Origin of the sequence: Asticcacaulis machinosus, assembly GCF_028550435.1 — a bacterium.
GTDB classification, from domain to species: Bacteria; Pseudomonadota; Alphaproteobacteria; order Caulobacterales; family Caulobacteraceae; genus Asticcacaulis; species Asticcacaulis machinosus.
The window spans coordinates 324,798-349,415 of sequence record NZ_JAQQKV010000003.1; the positions used below are offsets into that span (position 1 = coordinate 324,798).

Annotated in this window: 20 protein-coding genes and 3 tRNA genes; 18 read left to right on the forward strand and 5 right to left on the reverse strand. The window is 57.8% G+C overall.

Annotation, left to right across the window (positions count from 1 at the left end; all coding sequences use genetic code 11):
* Positions 1–149: 149 nt before the first annotated feature.
* The 3 genes from PQU98_RS15035 to PQU98_RS15045 all read right to left on the reverse strand — a co-directional run bounded on the left by PQU98_RS15035 (position 150) and on the right by PQU98_RS15045 (position 6,376).
* Entirely contained in the window at positions 150–2,750 is a 2,601-nt protein-coding gene (locus PQU98_RS15035; protein WP_272745776.1) for a glycosyl hydrolase 115 family protein, read from the reverse strand.
* Between the two features lie 54 nt (positions 2,751–2,804).
* Positions 2,805–5,921: a glycoside hydrolase family 2 TIM barrel-domain containing protein gene (locus PQU98_RS15040; RefSeq protein WP_272745777.1), complete on the reverse strand. Its 3,117-nt coding sequence runs from the start codon at positions 5,919–5,921 to the stop codon at positions 2,805–2,807.
* Between the two features lie 380 nt (positions 5,922–6,301).
* Positions 6,302–6,376 (reverse strand) — tRNA-Thr (locus PQU98_RS15045).
* 183 nt (positions 6,377–6,559) lie between these two features.
* Here PQU98_RS15045 and PQU98_RS15050 point away from each other — a divergent pair.
* The 10 genes from PQU98_RS15050 (at position 6,560) to PQU98_RS15095 (ending at position 12,389) form a co-directional block, all read left to right on the forward strand.
* Positions 6,560–6,715: a hypothetical protein gene (locus PQU98_RS15050; protein ID WP_272745778.1), complete on the forward strand. Its 156-nt coding sequence runs from the start codon at positions 6,560–6,562 to the stop codon at positions 6,713–6,715.
* A 97-nt stretch (positions 6,716–6,812) separates the two neighbouring features.
* Entirely contained in the window at positions 6,813–8,111 is a 1,299-nt protein-coding gene (gene murA / locus PQU98_RS15055) for a UDP-N-acetylglucosamine 1-carboxyvinyltransferase (protein WP_272745779.1), read from the forward strand.
* 10 nt (positions 8,112–8,121) lie between these two features.
* Positions 8,122–8,586, forward strand: a complete 465-nt coding sequence (locus tag PQU98_RS15060; RefSeq protein ID WP_272745780.1) for a DUF2948 family protein — start codon at positions 8,122–8,124, stop codon at positions 8,584–8,586.
* A gap of 5 nt (positions 8,587–8,591) precedes the next feature.
* On the forward strand, positions 8,592–9,047 hold the full coding sequence (locus tag PQU98_RS15065) for a UPF0262 family protein (protein WP_272745781.1): 456 nt from the start codon (positions 8,592–8,594) through the stop codon (positions 9,045–9,047).
* Positions 9,048–9,352: 305 nt separating this feature from the next.
* Positions 9,353–9,859, forward strand: a complete 507-nt coding sequence (locus PQU98_RS15070) for a porin family protein (RefSeq protein WP_272745782.1) — start codon at positions 9,353–9,355, stop codon at positions 9,857–9,859.
* Positions 9,860–10,098: 239 nt separating this feature from the next.
* The gene (gene infA / locus PQU98_RS15075) at positions 10,099–10,317 is read left to right on the forward strand and encodes a translation initiation factor IF-1 (RefSeq protein WP_189486447.1); all 219 of its coding nucleotides are present in this window, start codon (positions 10,099–10,101) and stop codon (positions 10,315–10,317) included.
* 15 nt (positions 10,318–10,332) lie between these two features.
* On the forward strand, positions 10,333–10,920 hold the full coding sequence (locus tag PQU98_RS15080) for a Maf family nucleotide pyrophosphatase (RefSeq protein ID WP_438263884.1): 588 nt from the start codon (positions 10,333–10,335) through the stop codon (positions 10,918–10,920).
* Positions 10,917–11,948: a ribonuclease E/G gene (locus tag PQU98_RS15085; RefSeq protein ID WP_272745784.1), complete on the forward strand. Its 1,032-nt coding sequence runs from the start codon at positions 10,917–10,919 to the stop codon at positions 11,946–11,948. Before PQU98_RS15080 ends, PQU98_RS15085 begins: the two co-directional genes overlap by 4 nt.
* Positions 11,949–11,960: 12 nt before the next feature.
* The gene (locus tag PQU98_RS15090) at positions 11,961–12,206 is read left to right on the forward strand and encodes a DNA gyrase inhibitor YacG (protein ID WP_272745785.1); all 246 of its coding nucleotides are present in this window, start codon (positions 11,961–11,963) and stop codon (positions 12,204–12,206) included.
* 107 nt (positions 12,207–12,313) lie between these two features.
* Positions 12,314–12,389, forward strand: a tRNA-Phe gene (locus PQU98_RS15095).
* A gap of 374 nt (positions 12,390–12,763) precedes the next feature.
* On the opposite strand, the gene PQU98_RS15100 is transcribed toward PQU98_RS15095, so the two are convergent.
* Complete coding sequence (locus tag PQU98_RS15100) at positions 12,764–13,945, reverse strand: OmpA family protein (protein WP_272745786.1); 1,182 nt, start codon at positions 13,943–13,945, stop codon at positions 12,764–12,766.
* Between the two features lie 344 nt (positions 13,946–14,289).
* On the opposite strand from PQU98_RS15100, the gene PQU98_RS15105 reads away from it, so the two are divergent.
* From PQU98_RS15105 to PQU98_RS15125, 5 genes are all read left to right on the forward strand, one after another.
* Positions 14,290–14,379 (forward strand) — tRNA-Ser (locus tag PQU98_RS15105).
* A gap of 209 nt (positions 14,380–14,588) precedes the next feature.
* Positions 14,589–15,182: an RNA polymerase sigma factor gene (locus tag PQU98_RS15110; RefSeq protein WP_272745787.1), complete on the forward strand. Its 594-nt coding sequence runs from the start codon at positions 14,589–14,591 to the stop codon at positions 15,180–15,182.
* Entirely contained in the window at positions 15,179–16,144 is a 966-nt protein-coding gene (locus PQU98_RS15115) for a FecR family protein (RefSeq protein ID WP_272745788.1), read from the forward strand. The genes PQU98_RS15110 and PQU98_RS15115 overlap by 4 nt, the downstream gene beginning before the upstream one ends.
* Before the next feature lie 130 nt (positions 16,145–16,274).
* A complete protein-coding gene (locus PQU98_RS15120) occupies positions 16,275–19,436 on the forward strand; it encodes a TonB-dependent receptor (protein ID WP_272745789.1) in 3,162 nt (1,053 codons plus the stop codon).
* A 74-nt stretch (positions 19,437–19,510) separates the two neighbouring features.
* Positions 19,511–20,893: a purple acid phosphatase family protein gene (locus PQU98_RS15125; RefSeq protein WP_272745790.1), complete on the forward strand. Its 1,383-nt coding sequence runs from the start codon at positions 19,511–19,513 to the stop codon at positions 20,891–20,893.
* Positions 20,894–20,925: 32 nt separating this feature from the next.
* Here PQU98_RS15125 and PQU98_RS15130 read toward each other — a convergent pair whose 3' ends face one another.
* On the reverse strand, positions 20,926–21,816 hold the full coding sequence (locus tag PQU98_RS15130; protein ID WP_272745791.1) for an AraC family transcriptional regulator: 891 nt from the start codon (positions 21,814–21,816) through the stop codon (positions 20,926–20,928).
* Between the two features lie 167 nt (positions 21,817–21,983).
* Between PQU98_RS15130 and PQU98_RS15135 the strand changes: the two genes are divergently transcribed.
* The 3 genes from PQU98_RS15135 to PQU98_RS15145 all read left to right on the forward strand — a co-directional run bounded on the left by PQU98_RS15135 (position 21,984) and on the right by PQU98_RS15145 (position 24,575).
* The gene (locus PQU98_RS15135; protein WP_272745792.1) at positions 21,984–23,318 is read left to right on the forward strand and encodes an MFS transporter; all 1,335 of its coding nucleotides are present in this window, start codon (positions 21,984–21,986) and stop codon (positions 23,316–23,318) included.
* Between the two features lie 102 nt (positions 23,319–23,420).
* Entirely contained in the window at positions 23,421–23,651 is a 231-nt protein-coding gene (locus PQU98_RS15140) for a hypothetical protein (protein ID WP_272745793.1), read from the forward strand.
* Positions 23,652–23,660: 9 nt separating this feature from the next.
* Entirely contained in the window at positions 23,661–24,575 is a 915-nt protein-coding gene (locus PQU98_RS15145; RefSeq protein WP_272745794.1) for an SDR family oxidoreductase, read from the forward strand.
* The last annotated feature ends 43 nt before the right edge of the window (positions 24,576–24,618 follow it).

Consider the following 24,618-nt stretch of genomic DNA (forward strand, 5'->3'; position numbering starts at 1 on the left):
CGCTTCATTTTGATATCAGGCACAAAACGAATTTTGAATTTTAATGAGCTCATGCGCTCAGTACCTTTCCCGGATTGGGCGCAGAGCCGCGGTTAGGAGATCAATTTCTACTTTCGAGGCGACCCAAATTTTTAGCACTAATCGAAAAATTATTGAATGCGCGTTTCTGGTGGGCCGTCATAGGATCGGGGCAAGCTGCCAAAATCGATGATGATTTTATCGACGACAACGCCGGTATCAACAGCGACTAGGCGCAGAATGTGCCAGCCAGAGGTTAGCGGCGTGGGCAAGGTGATGGTGACTTCTGTCGCATTGGAGAGGACACGTTTTCCCCATGAGCTCAACATACCATTACCAGCCGTTGTCTCGAAGCCATCGGTCACATTAAGGGAATGCAGTATCCCATCATCGACGGCAATCGCGAGACGCAGGCCCTGATCCTGGGCGATTGGAAAAGTTGGCAAAAGGCGCACCCGAACATTGGCCATGCCTCCGGTTGACACGTGGAATCGGTAGTCCAGGCTTGGTGCGGTCTTGGACGTAAATTTGGTATTGGACGGCAGTACGGTCACAGCGGAACCGGTGCGCCCAAGGCCCTTAATGGAGCGCCACCCAGCGCCGGATGGCAAATCATGTTTTGTTGTGAAGTGTCCCGCATTGATTGAAACGGCCTTGTCACGCTCAACGAAATCCGAACGACGCCAGCCCTTCGGGAAAGAGAGTGGGGACGGCGTGGGCGGTGCGGCGGGAGCAACGTTTTCAAGCGTAGGCTTTGGGCGCGGCGTAGTGGTGTCGCGTTGAAAGGCTGGCCAGTCCTTTGGATAATAGCCGTTCTCTGTCACAATATACTGCCATTTGCCGCCGGAGATCTTCTCGTTATAGCGGGTTGTAGCGGCTATGATGCGGCGTTGAGCTTCGGATTCAGCGGCCAGATTTGCTGCCGGATTTCGGTTGCGGGCGACGTCGGCACGCGCAAGCTCGGAGTGAAAGTAGCGATGATTCGCCGCTTCCGTAATGGCGACGGGGTAGTGCACAAGCTGAAAATATGCGTCCTGAAATTTCGGGGACAAGGACGCGGCAATCGCCGTGCTATCCCGGAGAAGTTCTGCGGCGACACGAAGTCGCTCTTCGATTTCGGTCTCGTTCAGTTCGGTTGGGATATAGGGCGTCAGACTGAGGTGCCACTGCAGGTGTTCGGCACGCCGATTGGCAGAGAATATCTGCAAACGATTTAAAAGCGATGCAATAGCCTCGCCATGTTTTACGCCAAAGTCGCGCGCGGCGGTTTTGCGCATTGCACGGACGGGAGCGTTGAGGTCGGTTCGGTCAGCGTGCCAGGCAAGGTCGAGGAAGAACTCAGTAGAACGCTCGGTGTTTTTAAGATCGCCAACGTTCACAACCCAAAGGGTGCGGGAGCCATGTTCATAGGCGCGCATCATCTCGGACCAGATGAGAGCCGGGGGCATAACGTCGATCCAGAGCCACGAAAGTGGTCTGCCGCTATATGAGGCGTGATAATATACCCCCAGGCCACCGGAGCGGGCACGCTCAGCGTCATTGCCATAGCGGCGGATATATCCGAAATTATCGTCGGGCCAGACGATCGTAACGTCATCGGGAACACGCAGCCCGGCATTATAATCGCTCAGTACTTCCTTATAAGGACAGAACATTTGCGCCACGAGGGTGGCATCCCCCATGCCAAGATATTTGGCGAGTAATTCGCGTTGATCGGCAAAGACTTTCTCAAGGGTGGCGATGCGTTCCTGTTGATTTTTAGGGCCGATAATAGGAGTATCGTTGATACCGCGCATCCCAATAGTGATGAGGCTCTCGCCCGATGTTCGCTCGGAGATGCGCTTTTCCCAATAGGCGTAAACGGCGTCCCGGTTGGCAAGGTAGTTGAATTTATCCTTCTCGTCCGGCCATTCCTTGCCGTTGTTGAGAAGCATCGGTTCGGCATGGCTGGAGCCGACAATGATGGCATGAGCATCAGCGGCAGCCGCATTTCCAGGCTGAGTGTGGAACGCCCTGGTCGTCGGGTGCATGCCGGGCCAAAGGTAATTGGCGCGAAGACGGATCATGAGGGTGAAGATGCGAGCGTAGGTTTTCGGACCGAGCTTGGTCGCCTCCGGCTCGAAAGTCTTGGATGACCAGGGCTCTAGGCCCCAGTCTTCATCGTTGATGAAGATGCCGCGATATTTAACAGCCGGTTGATCAATGGGAGCCTCGCCAAGGCTTAGATACAAGCTCTTGCTCTGAGGTGCAGGCACATCTGCCCACCAGCGCCACGGGGAAACACCGATGCGATTGGAAATCTCAAACATACCATAGCAAAGGCCGCGTGGATCCGATCCGGAAATGGTAAGAACGTCGGGTTTTGCTGAAAGCTGATATGCCTCCCAACGTCCCGCGAGGTGCGGTGCAATCTGCAACTCGATCTGCGGCTCACTACCGCGGCTTGCGGAGAGAATTTCCGGGGTTTTGCCCGTGACAGCGGCAATGTCCTCGGCTAATTCACGGGCCGAGATTTTCACCACTTCCGGCGCATTGGCAGGAAGGATGATAGGCGCGGCTTTTCCGTTCGCTACCAAGGGGAAACTTGAAGATGTCTCCGGCACAACAGATACGGCGGCCAACTTTCCCCCGACACTTGCCGCTAGGGCAGATGTTGCGGGCAAGATAAGGCCGAGCGCCGATGCGCTCGCAAGCAAATCCCGCCGGCTTAGCGAAAACGTCGTGTCTGACATGGCTGTTCAATCCTTTCGGGGACGACATCTAACTTTTGGCAGGCTAATGGCAGGCTAAAACCCAAAAACGAGGCGACCGGTATAGGTGCCGTTTGCGTTAGCGGGCTGGCCTTGCGGGCCGGTCAGATCGGCGTTCTGGAACTTGGCCCCCATGGCCGGGATAGCGTTCATGAAGCCGATATCGGTATTGGGGAATTCCACGGTAGTGGTGGGAAAGTCCTCCGGTCGCTTGCCGATCTGCACGAAAGCGGACCCTTCGCTGGCGATCGTCAGATTGCCCTTCCCGCCGCTCAGTTTGACCCAGCGCGGATCAGCGAAATAGCCCGCCGTGTCGGGCCGCAACGCGCCCTTGGTGGTCTTTGACGCAATGTCCCACACGCCCAGCACCGGGCCGCGCAGACGGTTCTGCCATACCGGCGTCGGCCCGCGCAGCAGACCGCGCACCGTAGTGACATCACCCAGCGGCGTATCGAAGCCGATCCCGTGATAGAGCATCGGGCCGCTGAGGCTGTAGCCATAATCGAGGCTCAGGGTGCCGTCCTCGCGCAAGATCCAGCGCACACTGTCGAGCCCGCCTGCGTTCGGGGCGTCCAGCCAGGCCACGGCCTTGCCGGTTTGTGTGTCCTTGCCCGCGCCGGTCGTGATCGTCACCGCGCCTTTGTCCGGCAGCGCATAGCGCGCGGGCTCAAAGCCCAGCTTGACCGACACCACCTTCGGCGTCTGACGCACACCGGCCAGATTGGAAATACGGATGGCCTTCACCGGCTGCGGTGCGAAGCTGTAGGTCAGGCCGTCACGCGGGAAGACCCGCCCGCCTTCATAGACCTGCTTCCACATCTTGCCGTCCGGTGATACTTCCAGTCTGAAGCTGGCCCAGCCGTCGGTTTCAACCGTGCCGAGGTCAATCGTCGCGCTGTTGGCCATAGCCGGAGCCTCAAAGCTATAGACGCCGCCGCCCGCATCGGAGGGCACGGCCCAGACCGGTTCGGTCTTGTCCTTCGGGCGTGCCAGCACCAGACGCGGCCCGTTCGACAGAGATTGTGTCTTGCCGTTATGGCTAACGCTGGTCAGAAGGCCGCTTGCCGGATCGAACGACGCCGTCACTTGACCTGCCACGAGGCGAATCGCGCCGTCCGCGCGTTCGACCTTCGGCGTACCGACGCGGCTACCGTTCATGTTGGTGGCTTTGGGTGGCGTCGGCCAGACCCAGGTTAGCAGCGCCGCATCGCCTTTGACCGCCGTCAGGCGCAGAGCGTCGGCGGCTTGCCAGTCCTTGGCCAGCGGGACGGTCAAATCACCCGCGCCGTGCGGGGCGATGGCCGGGCCGGTTAGGGTGCCGCTCGATAGCACCCTGGCGGCGGTCGTCTTGGCATCAGGCCGCGCAAAACGCACCCATTCCCACTTGAACGTCACATCCGACAGGTTCGTGAAATCGTAGCCATTGCGCACCTTCAGCGCGCCGGTGAACCCGGTATCGAGGATCGGCGCGTCGATCTGCACCGGCGACCAGATATCGCGGATGGTATCAACGCTCGGTTCCTTTTCATGGTGCGGCCCGACCATGCCATCCGGTCCATAGGCGGCGTAAGAGTCGATACGCCCGTTCTGATCGGTGCGCACCAGACCTTCGTCGGCCAGCACCCACAGGAAGCCACCGGTGCCGTTTGTCGATGCGGTCATAGCCTTCCAGTAGTCATCAAGGCCGGAGCCGTGGCCACCGTCATACAGGCCATGCAGGAACTCAGTCGGTAGGACCAGCATCTTACCCGACAGGCGTGTCATCAGGTCGGGGTAGCGCGGATAGTGTTTTGTATCGATGCCGCCGAACTGCGCCCACGGATGGATGACCGGCCTCCCTTGCGGATCATAAAGTGCGAAATCGGCGTCCAGCTCGCTGTTCCAGCCGCCTTCGTTGCCATTGGCCCAGATGATGATCGATGGGTGATTGACGTCGCGTTCGACCAGAGACCTGACCAGCTTGCGACCGTTGTCGGTGTCATGCGACTTCTGCCAGCCGGACAGTTCGTTGATGACATAGAGCCCCATCTCGTCGGCGGCCTCAAGGATAGCCTTGTCCGGTGGATAATGCGCCACGCGCATGGCGTTCATGTTCATCGATTTGATCAGGCGCGCGTCGTCATAGGCCTGTTCGCGGGTTATCGCCCGCCCCGTCTTCGGACGGAAGGTGTGGCGGACCACCCCTTTCATCATGACGCGCTGACCGTTGACATAGAGCCCATCGCCTTCGCGGATTTCAAAGGTACGGAACCCAAACCGTTCGCGCACCGTATGTACCGCCGCGTCACCGGCATAAAGCGTCACATCGAGATAATAGAGATTGGGTGTTTCCGCCGTCCAAAGGGCTGGCTTATCGACATGGCCACTCAGGCGGATCTTGCCCGTGCCCCCCGCGGGGATAGCAGCCTCGAACGGCGCGCCCACAGTCTTGCCGTTCAGCGACATGACCTGACCGACGACCCTGGTCACCGTCTTCGGCGCGCGCAGGGCGACATCGGCGATGATATCGCCGTCGGTCTGTCCGTCCAGCGCCACATGCGCAATAGCCTCAGGTGGCGTCGCCTCCAGCCATACCGGACGATAGATGCCGCCAAAGGCCCAGTAGTCGCCGTGGCGCTCGGCAATGTCGGTCGCGATATTGCTTGAGGCCTCGCTCACCTCGACCTCAAGTGTATTGGCTTCGCCGACCTTTATGAACGTCGTGATATCGTAGCTGAAGCGGTTGAAGCCGCCCTGATGCACCGCGCCGACGACGGTTCCGTTCACCAAGACCCGCGTATCAGTCATAACCCCGTCGAACACGATACGGACGTTCTTGTCTTTCCAGTCGGCAGGCACGGTAAAGCTGCGTGTGTAGACACCCTTGTCAGAGGCGCGCGGACCCTTGTCATAGCCATACTGGTAATGGCCGAAGCCTTCCGTTTGCCAGTTCGACGGCACAGCGATCTTGGAAGCCTGACCGGCGCGCATACCTCCACTAACTGTGAAATCCCACGAAACCGCATCATCAGGGCCTGTGCCGGACAGCATAAGACTATCTGTCTTTGCCGGCTCAGCCTGAGCTATGGCGGCAGAGAGCGTCAGAATCGAAACGACGATACAGGTCACGGCCCTGTTTCCGGCCTTCATCCGGATGGCATGGCGATCTTTCATTTGACGCTCCCTGATGTGTCTTTGAATTATCAGGTCAGTTAATGACACCGGTTACCGGCTGTCAACTTACTTGGCGCATTTGTGATCAATTTCATGCAAATTCGCTCAGGCTGCACGCCGCCCATGATCCCTCTCTGGTGTAGGCACCGAAGCCGCGCAATGCCGCACCGCTGTCGATAATTGCGCTGCCCGTCTTCGGCGATCAGTCTCATGTCAGCATCGACCGGCGTTTCGGCTTAACAACGGGGTGTGAACATGGCTGCACGGGTTTTGCACGCTATTAGCGGGCAATTCGCGCAATGTTGCGCTTCGAAACGCCAATACTCGAAAATTTGGTTTGATATGGAGAAGGCCCGAACCCTTTAGGGGTCGGGCCTTCGTGGTGCCGCCGAGAAGGATTGAACTTCCGACCTCAGCCTTACCAAGGATGCGCTCTACCACTGAGCTACGGCGGCATATAGACGGTGCGAACACCGGCTGAGGGGTGCGGCTATAGCGAAACTTAAACAGCAACGCAAAGCAAAAAATGAGATAAGCTGTGAATTAATCGGGCTGGTCGGCATATTTTAGGCTCGCCAGTGCCGATATATGGGCTTAAATCCGCGACATTACACAATCTGCGCGTCCGAGCCGCCATCATGTCCGAAAAACCCGCTTCCCCCACACCCGAAGAGGTGCGCACCAAAGCTCAGGCCGATAAGGCCCGGCGTCTGGCTGATGCCCTGCGCCATAATCTTAAGCGTCGTAAGGCCGCCACAAGCCCTACCGCAGCCACGGATAGTGACGACGCATAAAACGGTGTTGCCATAGTCTATATTCGATGTAGAACCGCTAATCCACGCTGTGAGTCATAGCTCTGGCCCTCTGCATAAAGTTTTACAAGGCGTATTTATGGATCGTATAGCCATCGAAGGCGGCACCCAACTGTTTGGCGATATCCCCATTAGCGGGGCGAAAAACTCGGCCATCAAGCTGATGGCGGCGTCATTGCTGACCTCTGAGCCGCTGCGCCTGACCAATATGCCGCGTCTGGCCGATACGCGCCTGCTGGGGCGGCTGCTGACCCGTCTGGGGACGCAGATCACCGAAACGGTTGGCCCGGATGGTCAGGAAACGATTCTGCATACGCCGGAAATCACCTCGGCCTTTGCGCCCTATGATCTGGTGCGTCAGATGCGGGCGTCGTTCAATGTGCTGGGCCCGCTGCTGGCGCGTACCGGCCATGCCAAGGTGTCTTTGCCGGGTGGCTGCACCATCGGCGCGCGTCCGGTTGACCTGCACCTTAAGGCGCTTGAGGCGCTGGGCGCCCATATCGACATGCACGAAGGCTATGTGTTTGCTCAGGCCCCGCGCGGTCTCAAAGGGGCGGAGATCGAGTTCCCGTTCGTCAGCGTGGGTGCCACCGAACATGCCCTGATGGCGGCGACCTTGGCGCAGGGCACGACCGTATTCAAAAACGCCGCCTGTGAGCCGGAAATCGAAGACCTGGCCCTATGCCTGAACGCGATGGGCGCAAAGGTCTCAGGGGCGGGTACGCCAACCATTGTGGTCGAAGGCGTTACCTCCCTGCACGGGGCTGACTGGAGCGTCATCTGCGACCGGATCGAAGCCGGCACCTATGCGGTGGCCGGCGCTATGGCGGGGGGCGAAGTGCGCCTGACCAAGGTGCGGCCGGAACTGATACAGATATTGCTGGATAAGATGGTTGAGGCCGGTTGTGAAATTTCCACGACCGCTGATACGGTGACCATTAAGCGCGGCGCAGGCCGCCTGAAGCCGGTTGATGTGACGACCGGCGTTTATCCGGGCTTTGCTACCGACCTTCAGGCTCAGTTCATGGCCCTGATGACTATGGCGGACGGCGAAAGCATCATCCGCGAGACGATTTTTGAGAACCGCTTTATGCACGTGCCGGAACTGGGCCGTCTGGGGACCGACATCACAGTTCACGGGCCGGAGGCGCGGGTGCGCGGCGTTGAGGAGTTGCGGGGCGCTCAGGTCATGGCGACCGATCTGCGGGCCTCGGCCTGTCTGGTGATCGCAGGGCTTGCGGCCAAGGGCGAAACCGTCGTCAACCGTGTTTATCACCTCGACCGCGGCTTTGAGAATCTTGAGGGCAAGCTGTCGGCCTGCGGCGCGAAGATCAAGCGTCTGAAGGGTGATGAGCCCTTGCCCGAAGAACTGGAATAGGCGCGGCAGTATGTTTGGGTGGTTCAAAAAGCAGACATCCCCTAAACCACTGCGTCTGATGGCGCAGTCGGCCGAAGATGTTGTCCCGATTGCGGCCCTCATTCAGGATGCTGCCTTGCGCGGGGTCGGTCTGCACTATGATCCAAAGGCGCGCCATTTCATGTTGCGCATGAACCGCTTTTGTCATGAACAGGCCTCATCCGTGCCGCTACGGGCGCCGTGCGTGCTGCAAATCCACAGCGTGCTTAAGGTGAGGTCGCGTGGAATTGACCTTAAGCGACGGGTGCAGGCCCTGAGCGTGCTGACTATGGAAGCCGCCCCGCGTGAGGACGGGGCCTATGAGTTGCTGCTGACCTTTGCGGGGCCGCAGGGCAATCAGCTCTGCCTTGAGGTCGAATGTCTTGATATACTGCTGATGGATTTGGCTGCACCCCATCGCGCCCAGTCCAAGCCCGACCATAATATAGAGGACTAAAGCCCATGCGCCTGGCCCGTATCGAGATCGATGACCAAAGCCTGTCCGCCGCTTCGCCCGAGGTGGAGCATGAGCGTAAGGTCGCCATTTTCGATCTGATCGAAAGGAACAGCTTTACCCCCGACGGTGGCGGTGAGGGGCCTTATGATCTGCGTCTGGCCTATGAAGACAGCCGGCTGGTGTTCGATGTGACCGGCCCTGACTATGCGCGTAAGTTCATGCTGTCGCTGGCGCCGTTCAAGCAAATCTCACGCGACTATGCCATGATCTGCGAAAGCTATCATGATGCCCTGAAAAATGCGACGCCGACCCAGATCGAGTCGATCGACATGGGCCGCCGCGGGGTTCATAACGAAGGGGCGGAACTGCTGACCGAGCGGTTGGCGGGCAAGATCGCCATCGACCATGAAACGGCGCGGCGTTTGTTTACGCTGGTTCATGCGCTGCATTTGCGGAATTAGACTAGTGGTATAAAAGTCGCATTTTCTGTGGCTGGCGGTTTTGGTGACGCTTTCCGCATCGCATTTTTATTTGCCGCATCCCGTTGAAATGACTAAAATTTAATGTAGATGAACGATCGTTCATCATGGTGGCCCGATTAGGGCAAAACTGCCACATTTGTCATTGAATGCCCCTAAATGACCTTCTCACGGTCACACATGCCCTGATCTCAGCGCCTATATTCCTTCATGTCGGGACGCGAACCTGTTTGTGCGTTCCGCAGGGATTAATTCCCGCCCATGAAAGTAACAATAGGAGCATACCCATGAAAAAGATCATCGTCTCTGCCGCCGCCCTGGCTCTGGTGGCCACCGCCGGTGTTGCCAGCGCTGAAACCTATGGGTCGATCGGCGTCCAGAACTCAAAGACCTCCAAGTCCGATTCCAGCCTTAATTCCATCAATGCCCGTGCAGGTTATAAGATTACCCCGCATTTCGGCCTTGAAGGTGAGGCCACTGTTGGCACCAATTCCGACTCTAACGCTACCGGCAAATATAAGCAGACCCACCGTCTGGGGGCCTATGCCGTAGGCTACCTGCCGGTAACGGAAAACATTGAACTGATCGGTCGCGCCGGTGTGTCCAACACCCGCCTGAAACGCCCCGAAGGCGTCAACATGGTCGAGAACGGCAATGCCTTCGATTACGGCGTCGGTGCCCAGTATAAGGTCAATGACACCTATGCCGTCCGCGGCGACTACACCCGCTCTGAGTACCGTGAAAAGCACGGCGATTCCGATACGGTCTCTTTGAACCTTGTCCGCAAGTTCTGATAAGCAAAGCGCAATCCGAAAAGTGTGAAGCGGTTTTCGGAACCAATTGCGCGCAAACTAAATTCAGAACTGTAGCCCTAAAGCCCCGGTGTGCTCCCCTGCACCGGGGCTTTCGTGATGAGTGCGTCTTTTTACTTTTCTCCAAACCCTAATAGGTATAAAGGAGGCGCTCCTGAACGGAGCGCCCGCGCTCAAGCGTGTGAGATTCGCACTGTTCCCCAATTTTTTGAGAAGGCCGAATGGCAAAAGAAGAGCTTTTAGAGTTTCCGGGTACCGTCATTGAACTGCTGCCGAACGCCACCTTTCGCGTGAAGCTGGAGAACGATCACGAAATCATCGCCCATACGGCGGGTAAGATGCGCAAAAACCGCATCCGCGTTCTGGCCGGCGACAAGATCATGGTCGAAATGACGCCTTATGACCTGACCAAGGGTCGTATTACCTATCGCTTTAAGTAAGCTCGCGCTCCGGTGATGGGCGTGACTGCAAATCTCATCCTGGCCAGCGCCAGCCCTCGCAGGCTGGCGCTTTTGCAACAGATCGGCATTGTGCCTGATCAGGTGGTTGCGGCCGATCTGGATGAAACTCCGTTAAAACTTGAAACCCCACACGAACTGGCTGGGCGCTTAAGCCGCGCCAAGGCGAACGCTGTGTTTGAGACCCTTGAGGTGCCCGCTTTTGTGCTGGCCGCCGATACGGTGGTGTGCGTGGGCCGCCGTATCCTGCCCAAGGCCGAGATGGATCAGGAAGTGGCGGATTGTCTTAAGCTGCTGTCGGGCCGTAATCACCGTGTCCTGACCGGTATTGCGGTGATCGCCCCTGACGGGCGGGTGTCGGCGCGGGTGGTCGAGACGCGGCTAGGGTTTAAGCGCTTAAGTGCCGTCGAACTTAAAACCTATGTCGCGTCGGGTGAAGGCCTGGGCAAGGCCGGTGGCTACGGTATTCAGGGCATTGCCGGTGGTTATGTGACCCAACTGGTCGGCAGCTATACCTCCGTGGTCGGCTTGCCGCTTTATGAAACCCGCTGTCTGCTGGAGGGCGCGGGGTACAAAGTCGCATGAGCGCGGTTCTTTATTACCATAGCCGGTTCGGGATTGCGCGCGGCGCGCTTTATCTCAATGGCCAGCCCCACTATTATGACGAAGGTCTTGAGATTGATCCGTCCTGTGCGCGGGTTGGTGTGCGCTCGGTGGCGCGGTTGTCGGGCCGGGCAGGGGGTGTGAATTTCCTGACCCTGACGGACGGTTCGGAGGCTGTGCTTGACCTGCCGCAAAACATCAAGGCACCGGCTCTGGGCGCTGCGGTTGAGGTTGAGATCATCGCGGAGGCTCGCCGTGATAAACGCGCCCGCGCCAACTTCATCAGGCTATTTGATGGCGAACCGCGCCGGATAACGCAGCCTTTGTCGCTTAAAACGGCCCTGTTGCGATCCGCGTCGGATGCCCGTGTGATCGAGGGGGATGAGGCGGCTGACTATCTTGATGTGGCTGAAGCTGAGGCTCTGTCACCGTCAGGCCCCATACCTGAGGGCGGCTATCTGAGTATTGAGCCAACCCGCGCTCTGATCGCCTGTGATGTGGATGCGGGGGCAGCGGACACGATGGCCGTATCGCCCAAACAATGGGCGCGGCAGTGCAATGAGCGGGCGATCTTTGAGGTGGCGCGGCGGTTGCGCCTGTCGAATCTCGCAGGACTTATCGTGGTTGACCTGATCGGGCGGCGGCATGACCCGGAAATTATCCGCGGCCTGACGCTCACGGCCTTTGGCGACGAAGCCGCCCGCCTGATCATAGCGCCGGTAACAAAGTTCGGCACCTTGGAGTTCATACGTCCGTGGGGAGCAACGCCTCTGCGTGACAGGGCCTATGATGAGGCAGGGCGGATGCGCCCCGACCGGGCGGCGCGTCTGCTGTTGCGGAAGGTGGCGGAGGCTGGACGCCATGACGGCGGGCGACTGCTGACGGTTAAAGCGCCGGCCGTGGTGATCGATGCCGCCCGCGACTATATTAAAGGCTCGTTCGACCCGCTCACTGCGCGGATCGGTTTTGAGCGCGACGAAACGGCCCCGATGGCCGGTATGATTGTATAAAGGAGTTTCATCATGGCGACCCGCACCTGCGCCCGCTGCAAACAGGCTTATGAAACTCCGGATGAGACCCTGCCCAATGCCGCGCGCGACTATACGCCGTTTTGCTCTAAACGCTGCGCCGATGTTGATCTGGTTCACTGGCTGCAAGGGGACTATGTCATTGACGGTTCAGGCGGCCTGAGCGTCGATGACAGTGAGCTGGGAGAGGTACCATCTGGTGACTTATCCTCATCTTTTGAAGAGGATGACGGGCTTTAAGCGGATTTTTTGTAAAATGGGCGCAGCAGCGGCTTGCCATGACTTCAATCCTCGCCTATAGACCTGCCTCCCACCGGATGGAACCAAGCGCCGGTGATGTGTTGAGTGCCTGGATAGCTCAGTTGGTAGAGCAGCGGATTGAAAATCCGCGTGTCGCTGGTTCGATTCCGGCTCCAGGCACCATCTCCCCCTCCAACATACCCCGCCACGTTGAAAAAGCCCATATTTTCAGACGTTTTAGGATTTATTCGATCCGGTAAGGTTAGATGGCACCCAACCCAGTCCTTAGTGTTTGGTGCACGATTCCGGTCATTCATGAGACTGTTGTATAAATGCGCTTGCTGTTATTAGTCGCGGCGTTGGCTATGGGATTTTCAAGTGCAGTGATTACACTGGATAACGACTGAAAACATTATCAAGATTTGCCGGCTTCTATGTAGAGCTACAGTCACGACTCGTTTTGGGTGATTTGTCGGGGAGGCGCGTGTAAAGAAACAAGAAGCCCGACCTGATTTCTCAGGCCGGGCTCTTATGTCTAAGACCTTAGAGGTTGCTAATTAAAAAGCAACGTCGATGGTCGAACGACGGTTCAGCGGTTCCTTTACGCCGTCGCCAGTAGCGACTGCCGGAGCCGATTCACCCTTCCAGTCAACAGCCAGCTTGGAGCCGTCAACGCCGAGGCCAGCGAGGGCATCAGCAACGGTCTTAGCGCGGCGTTCCGACAGGCGGATGTTGTAAGCGGCCGAACCGGAGGTGTCAGCGTGACCAACAACCACGATACGGGTCGCGTTACCGGCCTTGGCATAATCAGCAGCAGCCTGAACCACAGCTTGAGCGTCTGCCGTGAGCGCTGCCTGATCGAATTCGAAGTACACGATGAATTCGCGAGCTTCATAAACCGGGGCTGGCGGTGCAACCGGCGCAACCACTGGAGGCGGTGGCGGAGGCGGTGGGGGCGGTGGGGGCGGCGGAGGTGGCGGGGGAGGTGGGGTCGGCGAACCGAACGCCCAACGCAGGCCAACCGAAACCGTTTGGTTGTCGAAACGGCCAGAGAAGTCGCCCGGCTTATAGGTAGCCAGCGGCGAGGTCGAGGTCGAAGAAATGTTGACCTTGTCCAGCTTGTGGTAACGGTAGGTCAGGTCGAGGTCGAGCTTTTCAGACAGAGCCCAGACGAAACCGGTCAGGAACTGGTAAGAGGCGACCGTGTCATCACCGGAGATGGTGAGGGTTTGGTTGGCGTTCGAGAACTTGCCGACAACATCGACATCAACCTTGGTCAGACCGGCACCGATACCCACGAACGGATGGAAGCTGGATTCTGGCAGGAAGTCATAGATCAGGTTGGCCATAACCGAAGTCTGATCGATCGAACCGTCAGGCGAACCACAGGTGGTGGCCGTTTGAGTCGAGGCGCAAAGCGATTGAGCCGTCAGAGTGCGCGGAAAACCACGAGCTGCGGTGACATCGCCAGGGCGATAGCCGCCTTCGAGTTCAACGCGCCAGTTTGGGCTGTAGCGATAGCCAAGGCGGGCAAAGCCAGCCCAGTCATCGTCAGTCGAAACGTCGAAAACGTAAGGGCCACCGTCAGGAGCGGTGCCTTGCGAGCGGGCACCCCATTCGTCCTTCCAGTTATAACCGAGGTCGACAGCGCCGTACCATCCCTTGATTTCTTCAGCGACGGCGCCAGACGCCAACGCTAAAGAGGCGAGTGCAGCACCCGCCAGCAGTTTTAACTTCATAATTAGAGCCCTCTCTTGGCTTTTTCCAACAAACAGCCGACGCATTCGGCTGAAAGCTTTAATCATTACAAGCGTCTTAAATAACTTCATGTCGGGGCTTTGACTAGCCGTCAAATTGAATATCGCCCCACATTCAGCCATTTCAGGTGTGTTCTAAGCGAACCTGACACCTTAAAGACACGCTTATTCCTATAAAATCAGAGGATGTAAATTTTCAATTCGATGCCTTCGTCATTTGAAGCTGAAAATACCGCACAAAAAAGCTTGCACAAACTTTCATGAGCCATTAGAGACACGCGCTCTGACGGCCACGGGCTTTATAGTCTCACATTCAGAACCTCTGCGGAGAGGTGGCAGAGTGGTCGAATGTACCGCACTCGAAATGCGGCGTAGGTGGAAGCCTACCGTGGGTTCGAATCCCACCCTCTCCGCCACTTCCTCCATCAACTCTCTGATATCATTAATGTTTTTTCGGGCTTAAGTCGTGCTTAACCGGCATAAGCGCATCCCGGTAGGGCTTTGATAGTACCGTGTTGACCGTAATGCCTATTTTAGAATGCGAATCACACTCGATTGTCGGGTTTTGGCGCGGTGACGCATCATCTCATGAGTCTGTCACAAAAGGCGGCTAAAGCGAGGCGGTGTGAGTATTGGCTGGAGACGCGGCGTGGAGCCTCAGCGGCATGACGATGACTGGGCGGCTATACGCCTGATTGTGCGTCGCTACGCCCTAAGCCGCACCCGCCAGCCTGATCTGGCGGACGATATTGCCCAGCAGGCGGTGCTGAATGCCATTGAATATCAGCAAAATCACATTGTCATCAGCCTTCATGCGCTGGCGTTTCGCATCGCGGACAACCTGATCAAGGGCCATTACCGGCGGCTTAAACCCATTTCGGACATCAGTGAAATTGACGGTATGGCCTGTGCGCGTCCCTTGCCGGATCGGATCACCGAGGATCGCGCTGAAACGCGGGCCATGCTGGCGGCGTTAAATAAGATGCCACCGCTTAGGCGTGATGTGTTTATGCGCCGGCGACTTGAGGGCCAAAGCTGCGAAGACATTGGCCGGGCGTTGAATTTGAACCCTAAGGCTATCGAAAAACATATTACACGGGCGCTGGTCGATCTGCATGCCGCGCGCCGGAAATGGCGGGAAGTTGAGGCGCCCGACAAAACTATAAATCCAGATAACGACAGGCCAGATAACGATATAGAAGAAGGGTGGGCGTCATGATTAAGGTTGTGAACGACCCGAAAATTTTATCGGTTGAGGACGAGGCGGCCGCCTGGGTTGTCGCTATGATGGCCGAGAGCGTACCGGCCCATACTGAGCGGCAGTTTGAACTGTGGATCACGGCGAATCCCGACCATGCGCAGGCCTATGCTGACCTGTCTGCGACCTGGAAGGCGCCATCGGTGGCTGAGGCAACGGCTACGGTTAAGCGCCAGCGGCAGGGGCGCAGCCATTTGGCGATTATATTGGGCGGGGCGATCGCGGCCTGTCTGGTGCTGGGGTTTGTAAGCCTGAATACCAAATCCGTCGGGCTCCCGGCGTTTAAGCCGCAGCCGACCTATAGCGCCAGCCTGATGACCGGCCCCGGCGATATTCAGGATGTGGCCTTACCCGATGGCACGCGCATAGCCTTGAGCGGCAATTCAGCTTTGACGGTTCAGTTTCTGAACGGACGCCGGCAGGTCGAACTGACACGGGGTGAGGCGTGGTTCGATGTCGCCCATGACGAGGGCCGCCCGTTCCACGTCGCGGCCAATGACACCGATGTGAAGGTGGTCGGCACGGCGTTTAATATTGATACTGTCACCGGCGACATTACGGAAATTTCCGTTTACCGCGGCAAGGTTCAGGTGGCGGTCGGTAAGGCTCATACGGATCTGACACCGGGGTTGAAGCTGATCAGCCATTCGGGGCGCAGCGAAGTGACGCGCTTTGATGCCGCGCAGACGCCCGACTGGCGCGATGGCTGGTATGAGGCCGAGGATATTGAACTGGGGCGACTGATCGCCGAGGTCAACCGCTTTGCTAAAGTCCCGGTCAAAATAGCTGATCCGGATCTGGCGGCCAAAACGGTGTCCGGCCGTTTCAAAGTCTCTGATCCGGCACTGGTTTTAAGCGGGCTGAAGCAGGTTTACGGCATTAATGTGCAGGCGGATGAAACCGTCACGGTACTGACGAAATAGTTTGATGTGTGCAAAATGTGTCTGATTTTATTCATAAAACATTCATAATATTTTTTGTCGGGAGCCGGGGCCCGGTCGCATCTCCCCTAATGCGAGGCCGATGGGGGCCGCGTTTACCGGAGATTTAAACGTGACGACGAAATTCAGACTTGTGCAGGGGCTGTCCGTGCTGGCGCTTATGGCTGGGGGGATGGCTGCGCCGCTGATGGTTCAGGCCCAAACCCAAGCGACCGCCACCCAATCCTTCAAAATTGCACCCAAAGACCTGTCGGCAGCTTTGAAAGACTATTCAAAGGCGACCGGCCTTCAGGTCATGGCCGATCCGGATCTGATGCGCGGCAAGCGCTCGAACGGCGTATCGGGATCGTTTACGGCCCGTGAAGCCCTTACGCAACTTCTTAAAGGCACGGGCCTGAGCGCCGATATTTCCGGCGGCTCGGTCGTAGTGCGGTTGGCACCGGCGGCGACGGCGGCTACCACTGCTGCACCGGTCGCAGACGCCGAGATCGAAACCGTGATTGTGCGCGGTTATGCCGTCGCTATGCGGGAATCACTCGACAACAAGCGTAAGAACAAAAACATCTCCGACCGCGTCAGCGCTGACGACATGGGCAATCTGCCGGTCGCCAATGTCGCCGAGGCGCTCGCTAAAGTCCCTGGCGTTAATGCCGTGCGCGACAGCCGCACCGGCGAAGGTGACCGCATCACCGTGCGCGGTCTGTCGACGGAACTGAACAACTACACCATGAACGGCGTGAAGATGTCGGGCGCCGGTTCGCGTGATGATCAGTTCTATCGCGGTGTGCGCTTAAGCTTCCTGCCGCCGGAAGGTATTTCCGGCATCACGGTTCATAAGACCATCATGCCGAACATGGATGGCGACGCCTTGGGCGGTACGGTCGAAATCGATACCCCAACGGCGTTCAGCTTCAAGAAAGACACCCATATCGGCCTGTCGGTGCAGGGCGGGGTGATGGATAAGTTCGATAACCCGACGTCATCCAAGGCATCGGTCTCTTTCGGCCGTAAATTCTCTGACCGTCTGGGCCTGTTCCTGACCGCGTCCTATTCCAAGCGCAACACGCAGTTTGAGGAAAACGGCGGCGACGGCGACAGCCAGCCCTATTACTGGTATTCAAACTCCGAAACTCTGGGCTCCGACCTCAGCAACTTTGTGTACCGCGGTATGCAGATCGCGACCGGTGAAACCGAAGTTGAGCGTAAGGGTGTCAATGGTTCGCTCGACTGGCGCGGTGATGACCATGAGTTCCACCTGCGCGGCACCTATAACGAATATAACGAAAAAGAATTTTCGACCCGTCTGAACTTCCGTAACGATACGGCTCAGCTTTCGGCACGCCTGACCCAGCGCAATCTCAGCGACACCACTCTGGCTCAGCCCGGCAACGCGATCATCGGCACGGGGGCCAAAGGGAATATATATAGCTACACGACCGCGCAGATCGTTGACCGCGACGGCGATGGTGTAATCACCGATGCGGACAAATCTACCCGTTCATTCTATACCTTAAATGGTGGTTCGGGCACCTGGGATCCGCAGGGTTTTCGTCTGCGCCGTTTCTGGGAAGGCAGCTATTCGACCGGCCTTCTGTCATCGCTGAACTTTGGCGGTAAGAGCCGCTTTGGCCAGTTGACGGTCGATTATGACCTGTCGGTATCGGAATCCGAAGATGTCGCTGATGGTGAATACGAACTGGAATTCCGCACCGACTTTTATGGCTGGCAAGGCAACAAAGGCGTGGGCGTCGATAGCTCGGCCGACAGCCGCTACCCGAAATGGGTGTTGAACTCTGCGGGTATGGCCGCCGTTCATGATCCGGCCAACTACAATTTTTCGGGTCTTGAGGCCGGTGTATCCTCGGTCAAGGAAAAGCTGAAGCAGGCCCAGATCAACATCGCCTATGACTTCAATCACGACTGGCTGCGCACCTTCCGCGCCGGGGCCAAATATTACGAATCCGACCGCAACAAGTTTGAAGGCTCGTTCCTCAATCTTGATATGGACGGCACGCTGGCGGACTTCTCCCAGTTTTATGGCGATCCGGTAAACAGCCTGTTCGACGGCGAATACAGCGGCGATTATCGTCTGGGGATTGTGCTGGATAACGACAAAATGCTGGCCGAACTGGCCCGCGCCACGGCCGGCACCTCGACCTTCTTTGACGGGGAGGCCCTGACGCCGGATGAGGCCACCATCTCCGACGAAGACAGCTTTGGCTTTGAGGAAAAGGTCACCGCGCTCTATGCCATGGGCGAAGCCGAGTTCGGCAAGCTTCAGGTCATCGCCGGTGCCCGTGTTGAGAAGACAGAAAATCTGATCAATGCCTGGATGATGGATCCGAAGCTGGGGGATCAGTATTCCCAGACCAAGACCGACTTCACTAATGTCCTGCCGTCGGTTCATGCGACCTATAAGTTCAGCCCGAACCTGTTCCTGCGCGGGGCGATCTGGACCAGCTTTGCCCGTCCGGACATTGCCCGCATGAGTTCGGCCGAGGAATATAGCTACAACACCGATCCTGACGGCAACGGTACGGCCAATCCTGTGGCCGAATGGGAACTGGTGGCGGTGGAAAAGGGCAATCCTGATCTAAAGCCTATGGAAGCGGTCAATTACGATCTGTCGCTGGAATGGTATAACGGCAAGACCGGCGCCTATTCGGTGGCCGTCTATTATAAGGACATCAAGAACTTCCTGTTCCGCTCGTCATCTTCCAACGTCCGCGATGGCACCTCCAGCGAGAACGAAGATCCCAATGGTGTGGCCGTCCTGATGCCGAACAATGGCAAGAAGGCGACCGTTCAGGGCATGGAAGTCAGCGCCCGTCAGATATTCCACTGGCTGCCGTCGCCGCTCGATGGCTTTGGGGTCGGTTTCAACGGCACCTTCCAGACTTCGGAAGCGGTCACGGGCATGAGCTGGCATCCGGACGGCTATAAACTGCCGCTGATGGAGACGCCTGAGCGGGTGTTAAACCTTGAACTGTTCTACGAAAAATACGGCTGGGAAGGCTATATCGCCGTCAACCATCAGTCGGAAATGCTGGAAGGCATTCAGGACTTCGGCAACAACCCCTATGAGCAGGACTATACCTTTGTCGACATGAAGGTGCGCAAGGCCCTGACCAAAAAGGCGACCGTCAGCCTCGATGTCCAGAACATGTTCGATGAGCATACCTACTGGATTTCCTATGGCCCGACCGAAGCGTCAAGCCGCGCGTTCATCAAGAATGGCCGCACGATCAACCTGACCTTCAACTACGTTTACTAATAACCCTGTCCCCAAACTTGCGGAGTCTTCGGTGCGTACCGGAGGCTCCGCCTTTTGCTTTTAAAGGCAGCTTCATGACCTCATCTGCAAAATATCTGGCGGCGCGTGCGCTTTTGACGGCGGCGGGTCTGGCCATCAGCGTACTGGCGACCGCGCAAACCGCGCCTGTGCCGCCACTGGCTCCGGCCACGGTTGAGCCTGAACGTATCATCCTTAATCTGACCAATGATCCGCAACACGAAATGGCCGTTACCTGGCGCTCGGCTGCGGGTTCCGCAGCGGGCAAGGTGCAGTTTGCCATCTCCGAACCCGGTCCGAACTTTGTGTCCCGCACAACCGAAGTAGCCGCAAAGACCGAGGCCCTGACGTTGGATGTGCAGGAACAAACGGGCTTTCAGGCGACCTATAATTCGGTGGTGCTGACAGGACTGAAACCCGCCACCCGCTATGTCTACCGCGTCGGGGATGGTGCCAACTGGTCAGAATGGTTCCAGTTTTCGACGGCGGGTAAGCCGGGCGACAAATTCACCTTCATCTATCTGGGCGATGCCCAGAACAATATCAAAGAACACTGGTCGCGGGTGTTGCGCGAAGCTTTGCGCGAAGATAGCAAGGCGTCGTTCATGCTGCACGCCGGTGACCTGATCAACCGTCATGCCAGCGACCGCGAATGGGGCGAATGGTTCTCAGCCGGTGGCTTTATCCACGCTCAGACCCCGTCGATCATGACGCCGGGCAATCACGAATATGGCCGCCCGATTGATGATACCGGCGCGCGTCTGTCACCCCAGTGGCGGGCGCAATATACCTTACCGGAAAATGGGCCGGAGGGCCGTGATAAGCTGAAAGAAACGGCATTCTATGTTGATTATCAGGGTGTACGGGTCATTTCGATCGATGCGCCGCTGCTGCACGGCGATGAAGCCGAGCGCACCGCGCAGGTTCAGTGGCTTGATAAGATTTTGGCCAACAACCCCAATGACTGGACGATCATCAGCCTGCATTTTCCGCTTTATTCGTCCGAGCCTGACCGCGATAATCCGCGCGTGCGTGAGGCGCTTAAGCCACTGATCGACAAATATAAGGTCGATCTGCTGCTGCAAGGCCATGACCACGGCTATGCCCGCGGGGCAGCACCCACGGCGCGGTCAAAGCAAAGTCCGAAAGACGACGCCACGGTCTATGTGGTGTCAGTCGCAGGCCCTAAGATGTATGCCGTGGCCGATCTTGACTGGGTGGACCGTAAGGCCTCTCACACTCAGTTGTTTCAGGTGCTGACCGTTGAGGGCAAGGCCCTGAACTATAAAGCCTTCACTGCCAATGGTGAGCTTTATGATGCCTTTTCGCTGACCAAGGATGCTAAGGGTCGCAAAACCCGCAAAGACCTGAAACCGGCCACGCCGGAACTTTGGGTGCCCGGCAAAAAGCCCGCCAAAACCGGTGATCTGTCGCAATAAGATGTAAATCTCTGCCTGCCTGACAGCGCCTGTCAGGCGGGCAGGGGCCGCAAGACCATCAGGCTGCGCTTTGGGGCCATGCCGAACATGCGGGAATATTCCCGGCTGAACTGGGAGGCGCTCTCATAGCCGACCTGATAGGCGGCGTCCGAGACATTGGCGGCATCCGCCATAAGCAGCCGCCGAGCCTCCAGCAGCCTAAGTTGCTTTTGGTACTGCAATGGCGACATCGAGGTCATGCGCTTAAAATGCTGATGGAATGACGACGGGCTCATGCGCGCCTCTGAGGCCAGTTCCTCCACACGTATGGTTTTGGCGAGATTATCGCGGATCAGGTAAATGGCGTTGGTCACCCGCTCCATATTGCTTTCCGGCAGGGCCAGCTTGCGCAGCTCAGCGCCATGCGGCCCGGTCAGCAGCCAGTAATAGATTTCCTTCATGATCGACGGGTAGAGCACCGGCACCGCCTTGGGCGTGTCCGACAATCGCACCAGCCGCAGCAGACATTCGGCCAACCGGTCATCGACCTTGCCCACAAATACGCACCGGCCTGACTCTGAGGTGGCCGGAATATCGTCAACCTGTGCTACGACTTCGCGCATCAGGGCGCTATCGAAATCAATAACGATGCCGACATAGGGCAGGTCAGGGCTGGCCTCGACAATACGGCCGGAACCCGGCACCTCGATGCTGACTACCAGAAACTCCATAGCGCGGTAATCGAGTTGTTCGTCGCCTAACAGGATTTCCTTGGAACCCTGCAAGGTCACGCACATGGAGGGCTTATAGATCTTACGCATCGGCATCATGGCCTGAAAACAGCGCAGGATATTGACGTTGCTGACGGCGGTTTTAAAGGCGCCCTGACCGCCGCCTTCGGCCTCGATATAGGCGGTCACATCCCTCAGCAGCCCCGCAAGCATGGGCGAGGCCTCGGCGTTTGGGGGCGATATGGGGCTGGGGTGCAACTGAACCACCTTAGAGTCCGCGTTTGCAGGAATAGGCAAGTTTATTGAGGTTTCAGGCATTTTGAACATCGACATTTCCCTTTAGCTTGATTTTGCCCAATCGAACCAAATGAAAGCGTGTCATGTCAGAAACTGCTGAGACCCAAAGAGTTGAGCCGAACGCCCTGACTTGTCAACCCCCGGCGGTAAGTCCTGACCCAAACCTTAGCGCTAATTATGTGCAGGGCTGGCGTTTCGGGGCCGTCCTTGCCACGCTTTTGTTGATAAACGCGGTCAGCCAGATCGACCGGATACTGCCCTATATTCTGGCGGAAGCCATTAAAACAGACCTGTCGCTGAGCGATACCCAGATCGGCCTGATGACCGGTGTTGCCTTTGCGGTCTGTTATACCCTGCTGTCTCTGCCATTGGCTCGTCAGGCGGATCGCGGTTCACCACGGATGGTCCTTCTCATCTGTCTTGTGGTATGGAGCGTTATGACCGCTCTGGGCGGTATGGCCGCCAGCTTTGTGTTTCTGGCCCTGACCCGCTTTGGGGTGGCGTTTGGCGAAGCGGGGGCTATTCCTTCAGGCCACGCTATAATCGCCCGCACCATCCGGCTTGAACGGCGAGGGCTGGCGATCGGCCTGTTCTCCATGGGAATCCCGCTGGGGACAATGGTTGGGTTTGCCGCCGGTGGTGCCATCGGTGATAGCCTGGGCTGGCGCACAGCCCTGATCGGCGCCGGTGCTCTGGGTGCGGCTGTGGCCGTGCTGGCCTACCTGGTCATACCGTCAACGCCGCGTGTCATGGTGACATCAAAGGTGACCGAGCCTTTCCTGGCCTCAAGCCTGCGGCTGCTGTCTGTGCCCGCCTTTCGCTGGCTGGTGATTGCGGGGGTAGCCCTCGGCTTTGCCTCAGCACCTTTTTATGCCTTTTCGGCCCCGTTTCTGATCCGTACCCACGGCTTTACGGCCAGCGAGGTCGGCCTGTCGTTTGGCCTGCTTCAGGGGCTGATGGGCATTATTGGCACGCTGGTTGGCGGACGCGGCTTTGACCGGGCGGTGCGCTCCGGCACAGGGCGTGTGCTGGGCCCGCCGGCCATTCTGTTTCTGATCTCCAGCGTGACGGTCACCGCGGCCCTGTTTGCGCCCATCGGCTGGGTCGCCATCCTGCTGTTCGTGCCGACCATGCTGGCCTTTGCGTTTCTGCTGCCGTGGGCGTTTGGTGCCGCCCATCTGGTGGCGGGGCCGGGTAAGCAGGCTATGGCCTCCAGTCTGGTGATGATTGCCTCAGGCCTCTTGGGCCCGGCGCTGGCCCCGTTGATGGTCGGTATGATCAGCGATGCGGCAACCTCTGCGCAAATACCCAACGGGCTGGGGCTTGGGCTGTTGATTGTGCCCGTGGCGTGCGTCCTGTCCGGCATTGCGTGCCTGATCGCCAACCAGCGTATCGCTGAACTTATCCGTAAAACCTAAAGCCAAAACATAGCCTTAGATACCAGCCCCTTCGGACATCCATGTGTCGGAATGCGGACAGATATGCCTGAAGCGCATGGTTTCAATTGCAAAGGAATGAACATGCTCACCTATCAAACCTATGTCTTGGCCTGTGGAATTGTGATGGCGGGCGCCGCCCTCGGCACCGCCGCCGCCGCACAAAGTCGCCCATCTGACGGATCACTGGATGGCGTGGACGCCCTCGGTGTGCGCGTGAACTATCTGGTCGGTAACATTGCCGACAGTCCGATCCCCATCCCCGGCAGCCGCTGGCAGCCGACGGCGGGCATCACTTTAGCTTACAGTTTCTGAGGTATTATCATGGTGAAATGGACATCTTCCAATATGCCCTCCCAAAGCGGCCGCTCAGCCGTGGTTACCGGCACGGGCGGTCTGGGGTTTGAGACGGCGCTGGCGTTGGCGCACGCCGGGGCCGAAGTCATCATCGCGGGGCGCAATCCCAAAAAAGGAGCCGAGGCGGTAGCGGCCATTCTAAAAGCCACCCCTGCTGCCAATGTGTGTTTTGAAGCACTCGATCTGGCCAGTCTGGCCTCTGTTGCGGATTTTGGTAGGCGTCTGCGCAACCAAAGACTGAGCCTGGATATTCTGATCAATAATGCAGGCGTCATGCGACCGCCCAAACGGCAGGTGACCGAAGACGGCTTTGAGTTGCAACTGGGCACCAACTATCTGGGTCATTTTGCGCTCACCGCTCATCTGATGCCGCTTCTGCGCCAATCCAAGCAGCCACGGGTGGTGACCTTGTCCAGCGTTGCCGCCCGGCAGGGCATCATTAATTTCGATAATTTTAATGCCGAAAAAAACTATCAGCCGATGCCGGTCTATGCCCAGTCAAAACTGGCCTGCCTGATGTTTGCCCTTGAGTTTCAGCGCCGCAGCGAGGCCGGAGGCTGGGGGGTAGCCAGTATGGCCTCCCATCCGGGCCTGTCGCGCACAGAGCTTTTGTACAATTCCGCCGGTCGCTGGAGCGCGGTCGGTATTTTGCGCAGCGTGTTGGGCTTTATGTTCCAGCCGGTGGCCCACGGTGCATGGCCGACCCTTTATGCCGCCACGGCACCTTTGGCCAAGCCCGGCAGCTATATCGGGCCGGAACGGATGAGCGAAACGCGCGGCTATCCGACGCTTGCTAAAATACCGGCACCCGCCCTCAATCAGGCTGACTGCAAGCGGCTGTGGGAACTGTCGGAAACCATGACCGGCGTGCGGCTGTGGTGACGCGTAATAACTCAACCAAGCCTTAATCCGAAATCTTATCTCA

What these genes read in the sequence shown, in the direction of transcription:
- PQU98_RS15060 (WP_272745780.1), top strand. Translation starts at nt 8,122, where the DNA reads ATGTTTGGGTGGTTCAAAAAGCAGACATCCCCTAAACCACTGCGTCTG.
- infA (WP_189486447.1), top strand. Translation starts at nt 10,099, where the DNA reads ATGGCAAAAGAAGAGCTTTTAGAGTTTCCGGGTACCGTCATTGAACTG.
- PQU98_RS15130 (WP_272745791.1), bottom strand. Translation starts at nt 21,816, where the DNA reads ATGCTTGCGGGGCTGCTGAGGGATGTGACCGCCTATATCGAGGCCGAA.
- PQU98_RS15115 (WP_272745788.1), top strand. Translation starts at nt 15,179, where the DNA reads ATGATTAAGGTTGTGAACGACCCGAAAATTTTATCGGTTGAGGACGAG.
- PQU98_RS15100 (WP_272745786.1), bottom strand. Translation starts at nt 13,945, where the DNA reads ATGAAGTTAAAACTGCTGGCGGGTGCTGCACTCGCCTCTTTAGCGTTG.
- PQU98_RS15135 (WP_272745792.1), top strand. Translation starts at nt 21,984, where the DNA reads ATGTCAGAAACTGCTGAGACCCAAAGAGTTGAGCCGAACGCCCTGACT.
- PQU98_RS15065 (WP_272745781.1), top strand. Translation starts at nt 8,592, where the DNA reads ATGCGCCTGGCCCGTATCGAGATCGATGACCAAAGCCTGTCCGCCGCT.
- PQU98_RS15090 (WP_272745785.1), top strand. Translation starts at nt 11,961, where the DNA reads ATGGCGACCCGCACCTGCGCCCGCTGCAAACAGGCTTATGAAACTCCG.
- PQU98_RS15040 (WP_272745777.1), bottom strand. Translation starts at nt 5,921, where the DNA reads ATGAAAGATCGCCATGCCATCCGGATGAAGGCCGGAAACAGGGCCGTG.
- PQU98_RS15070 (WP_272745782.1), top strand. Translation starts at nt 9,353, where the DNA reads ATGAAAAAGATCATCGTCTCTGCCGCCGCCCTGGCTCTGGTGGCCACC.
- PQU98_RS15125 (WP_272745790.1), top strand. Translation starts at nt 19,511, where the DNA reads ATGACCTCATCTGCAAAATATCTGGCGGCGCGTGCGCTTTTGACGGCG.
- PQU98_RS15050 (WP_272745778.1), top strand. Translation starts at nt 6,560, where the DNA reads ATGTCCGAAAAACCCGCTTCCCCCACACCCGAAGAGGTGCGCACCAAA.
- PQU98_RS15145 (WP_272745794.1), top strand. Translation starts at nt 23,661, where the DNA reads ATGGTGAAATGGACATCTTCCAATATGCCCTCCCAAAGCGGCCGCTCA.
- PQU98_RS15085 (WP_272745784.1), top strand. Translation starts at nt 10,917, where the DNA reads ATGAGCGCGGTTCTTTATTACCATAGCCGGTTCGGGATTGCGCGCGGC.
- murA (WP_272745779.1), top strand. Translation starts at nt 6,813, where the DNA reads ATGGATCGTATAGCCATCGAAGGCGGCACCCAACTGTTTGGCGATATC.
- PQU98_RS15035 (WP_272745776.1), bottom strand. Translation starts at nt 2,750, where the DNA reads ATGTCAGACACGACGTTTTCGCTAAGCCGGCGGGATTTGCTTGCGAGC.
- PQU98_RS15140 (WP_272745793.1), top strand. Translation starts at nt 23,421, where the DNA reads ATGCTCACCTATCAAACCTATGTCTTGGCCTGTGGAATTGTGATGGCG.
- PQU98_RS15080 (WP_438263884.1), top strand. Translation starts at nt 10,333, where the DNA reads ATGGGCGTGACTGCAAATCTCATCCTGGCCAGCGCCAGCCCTCGCAGG.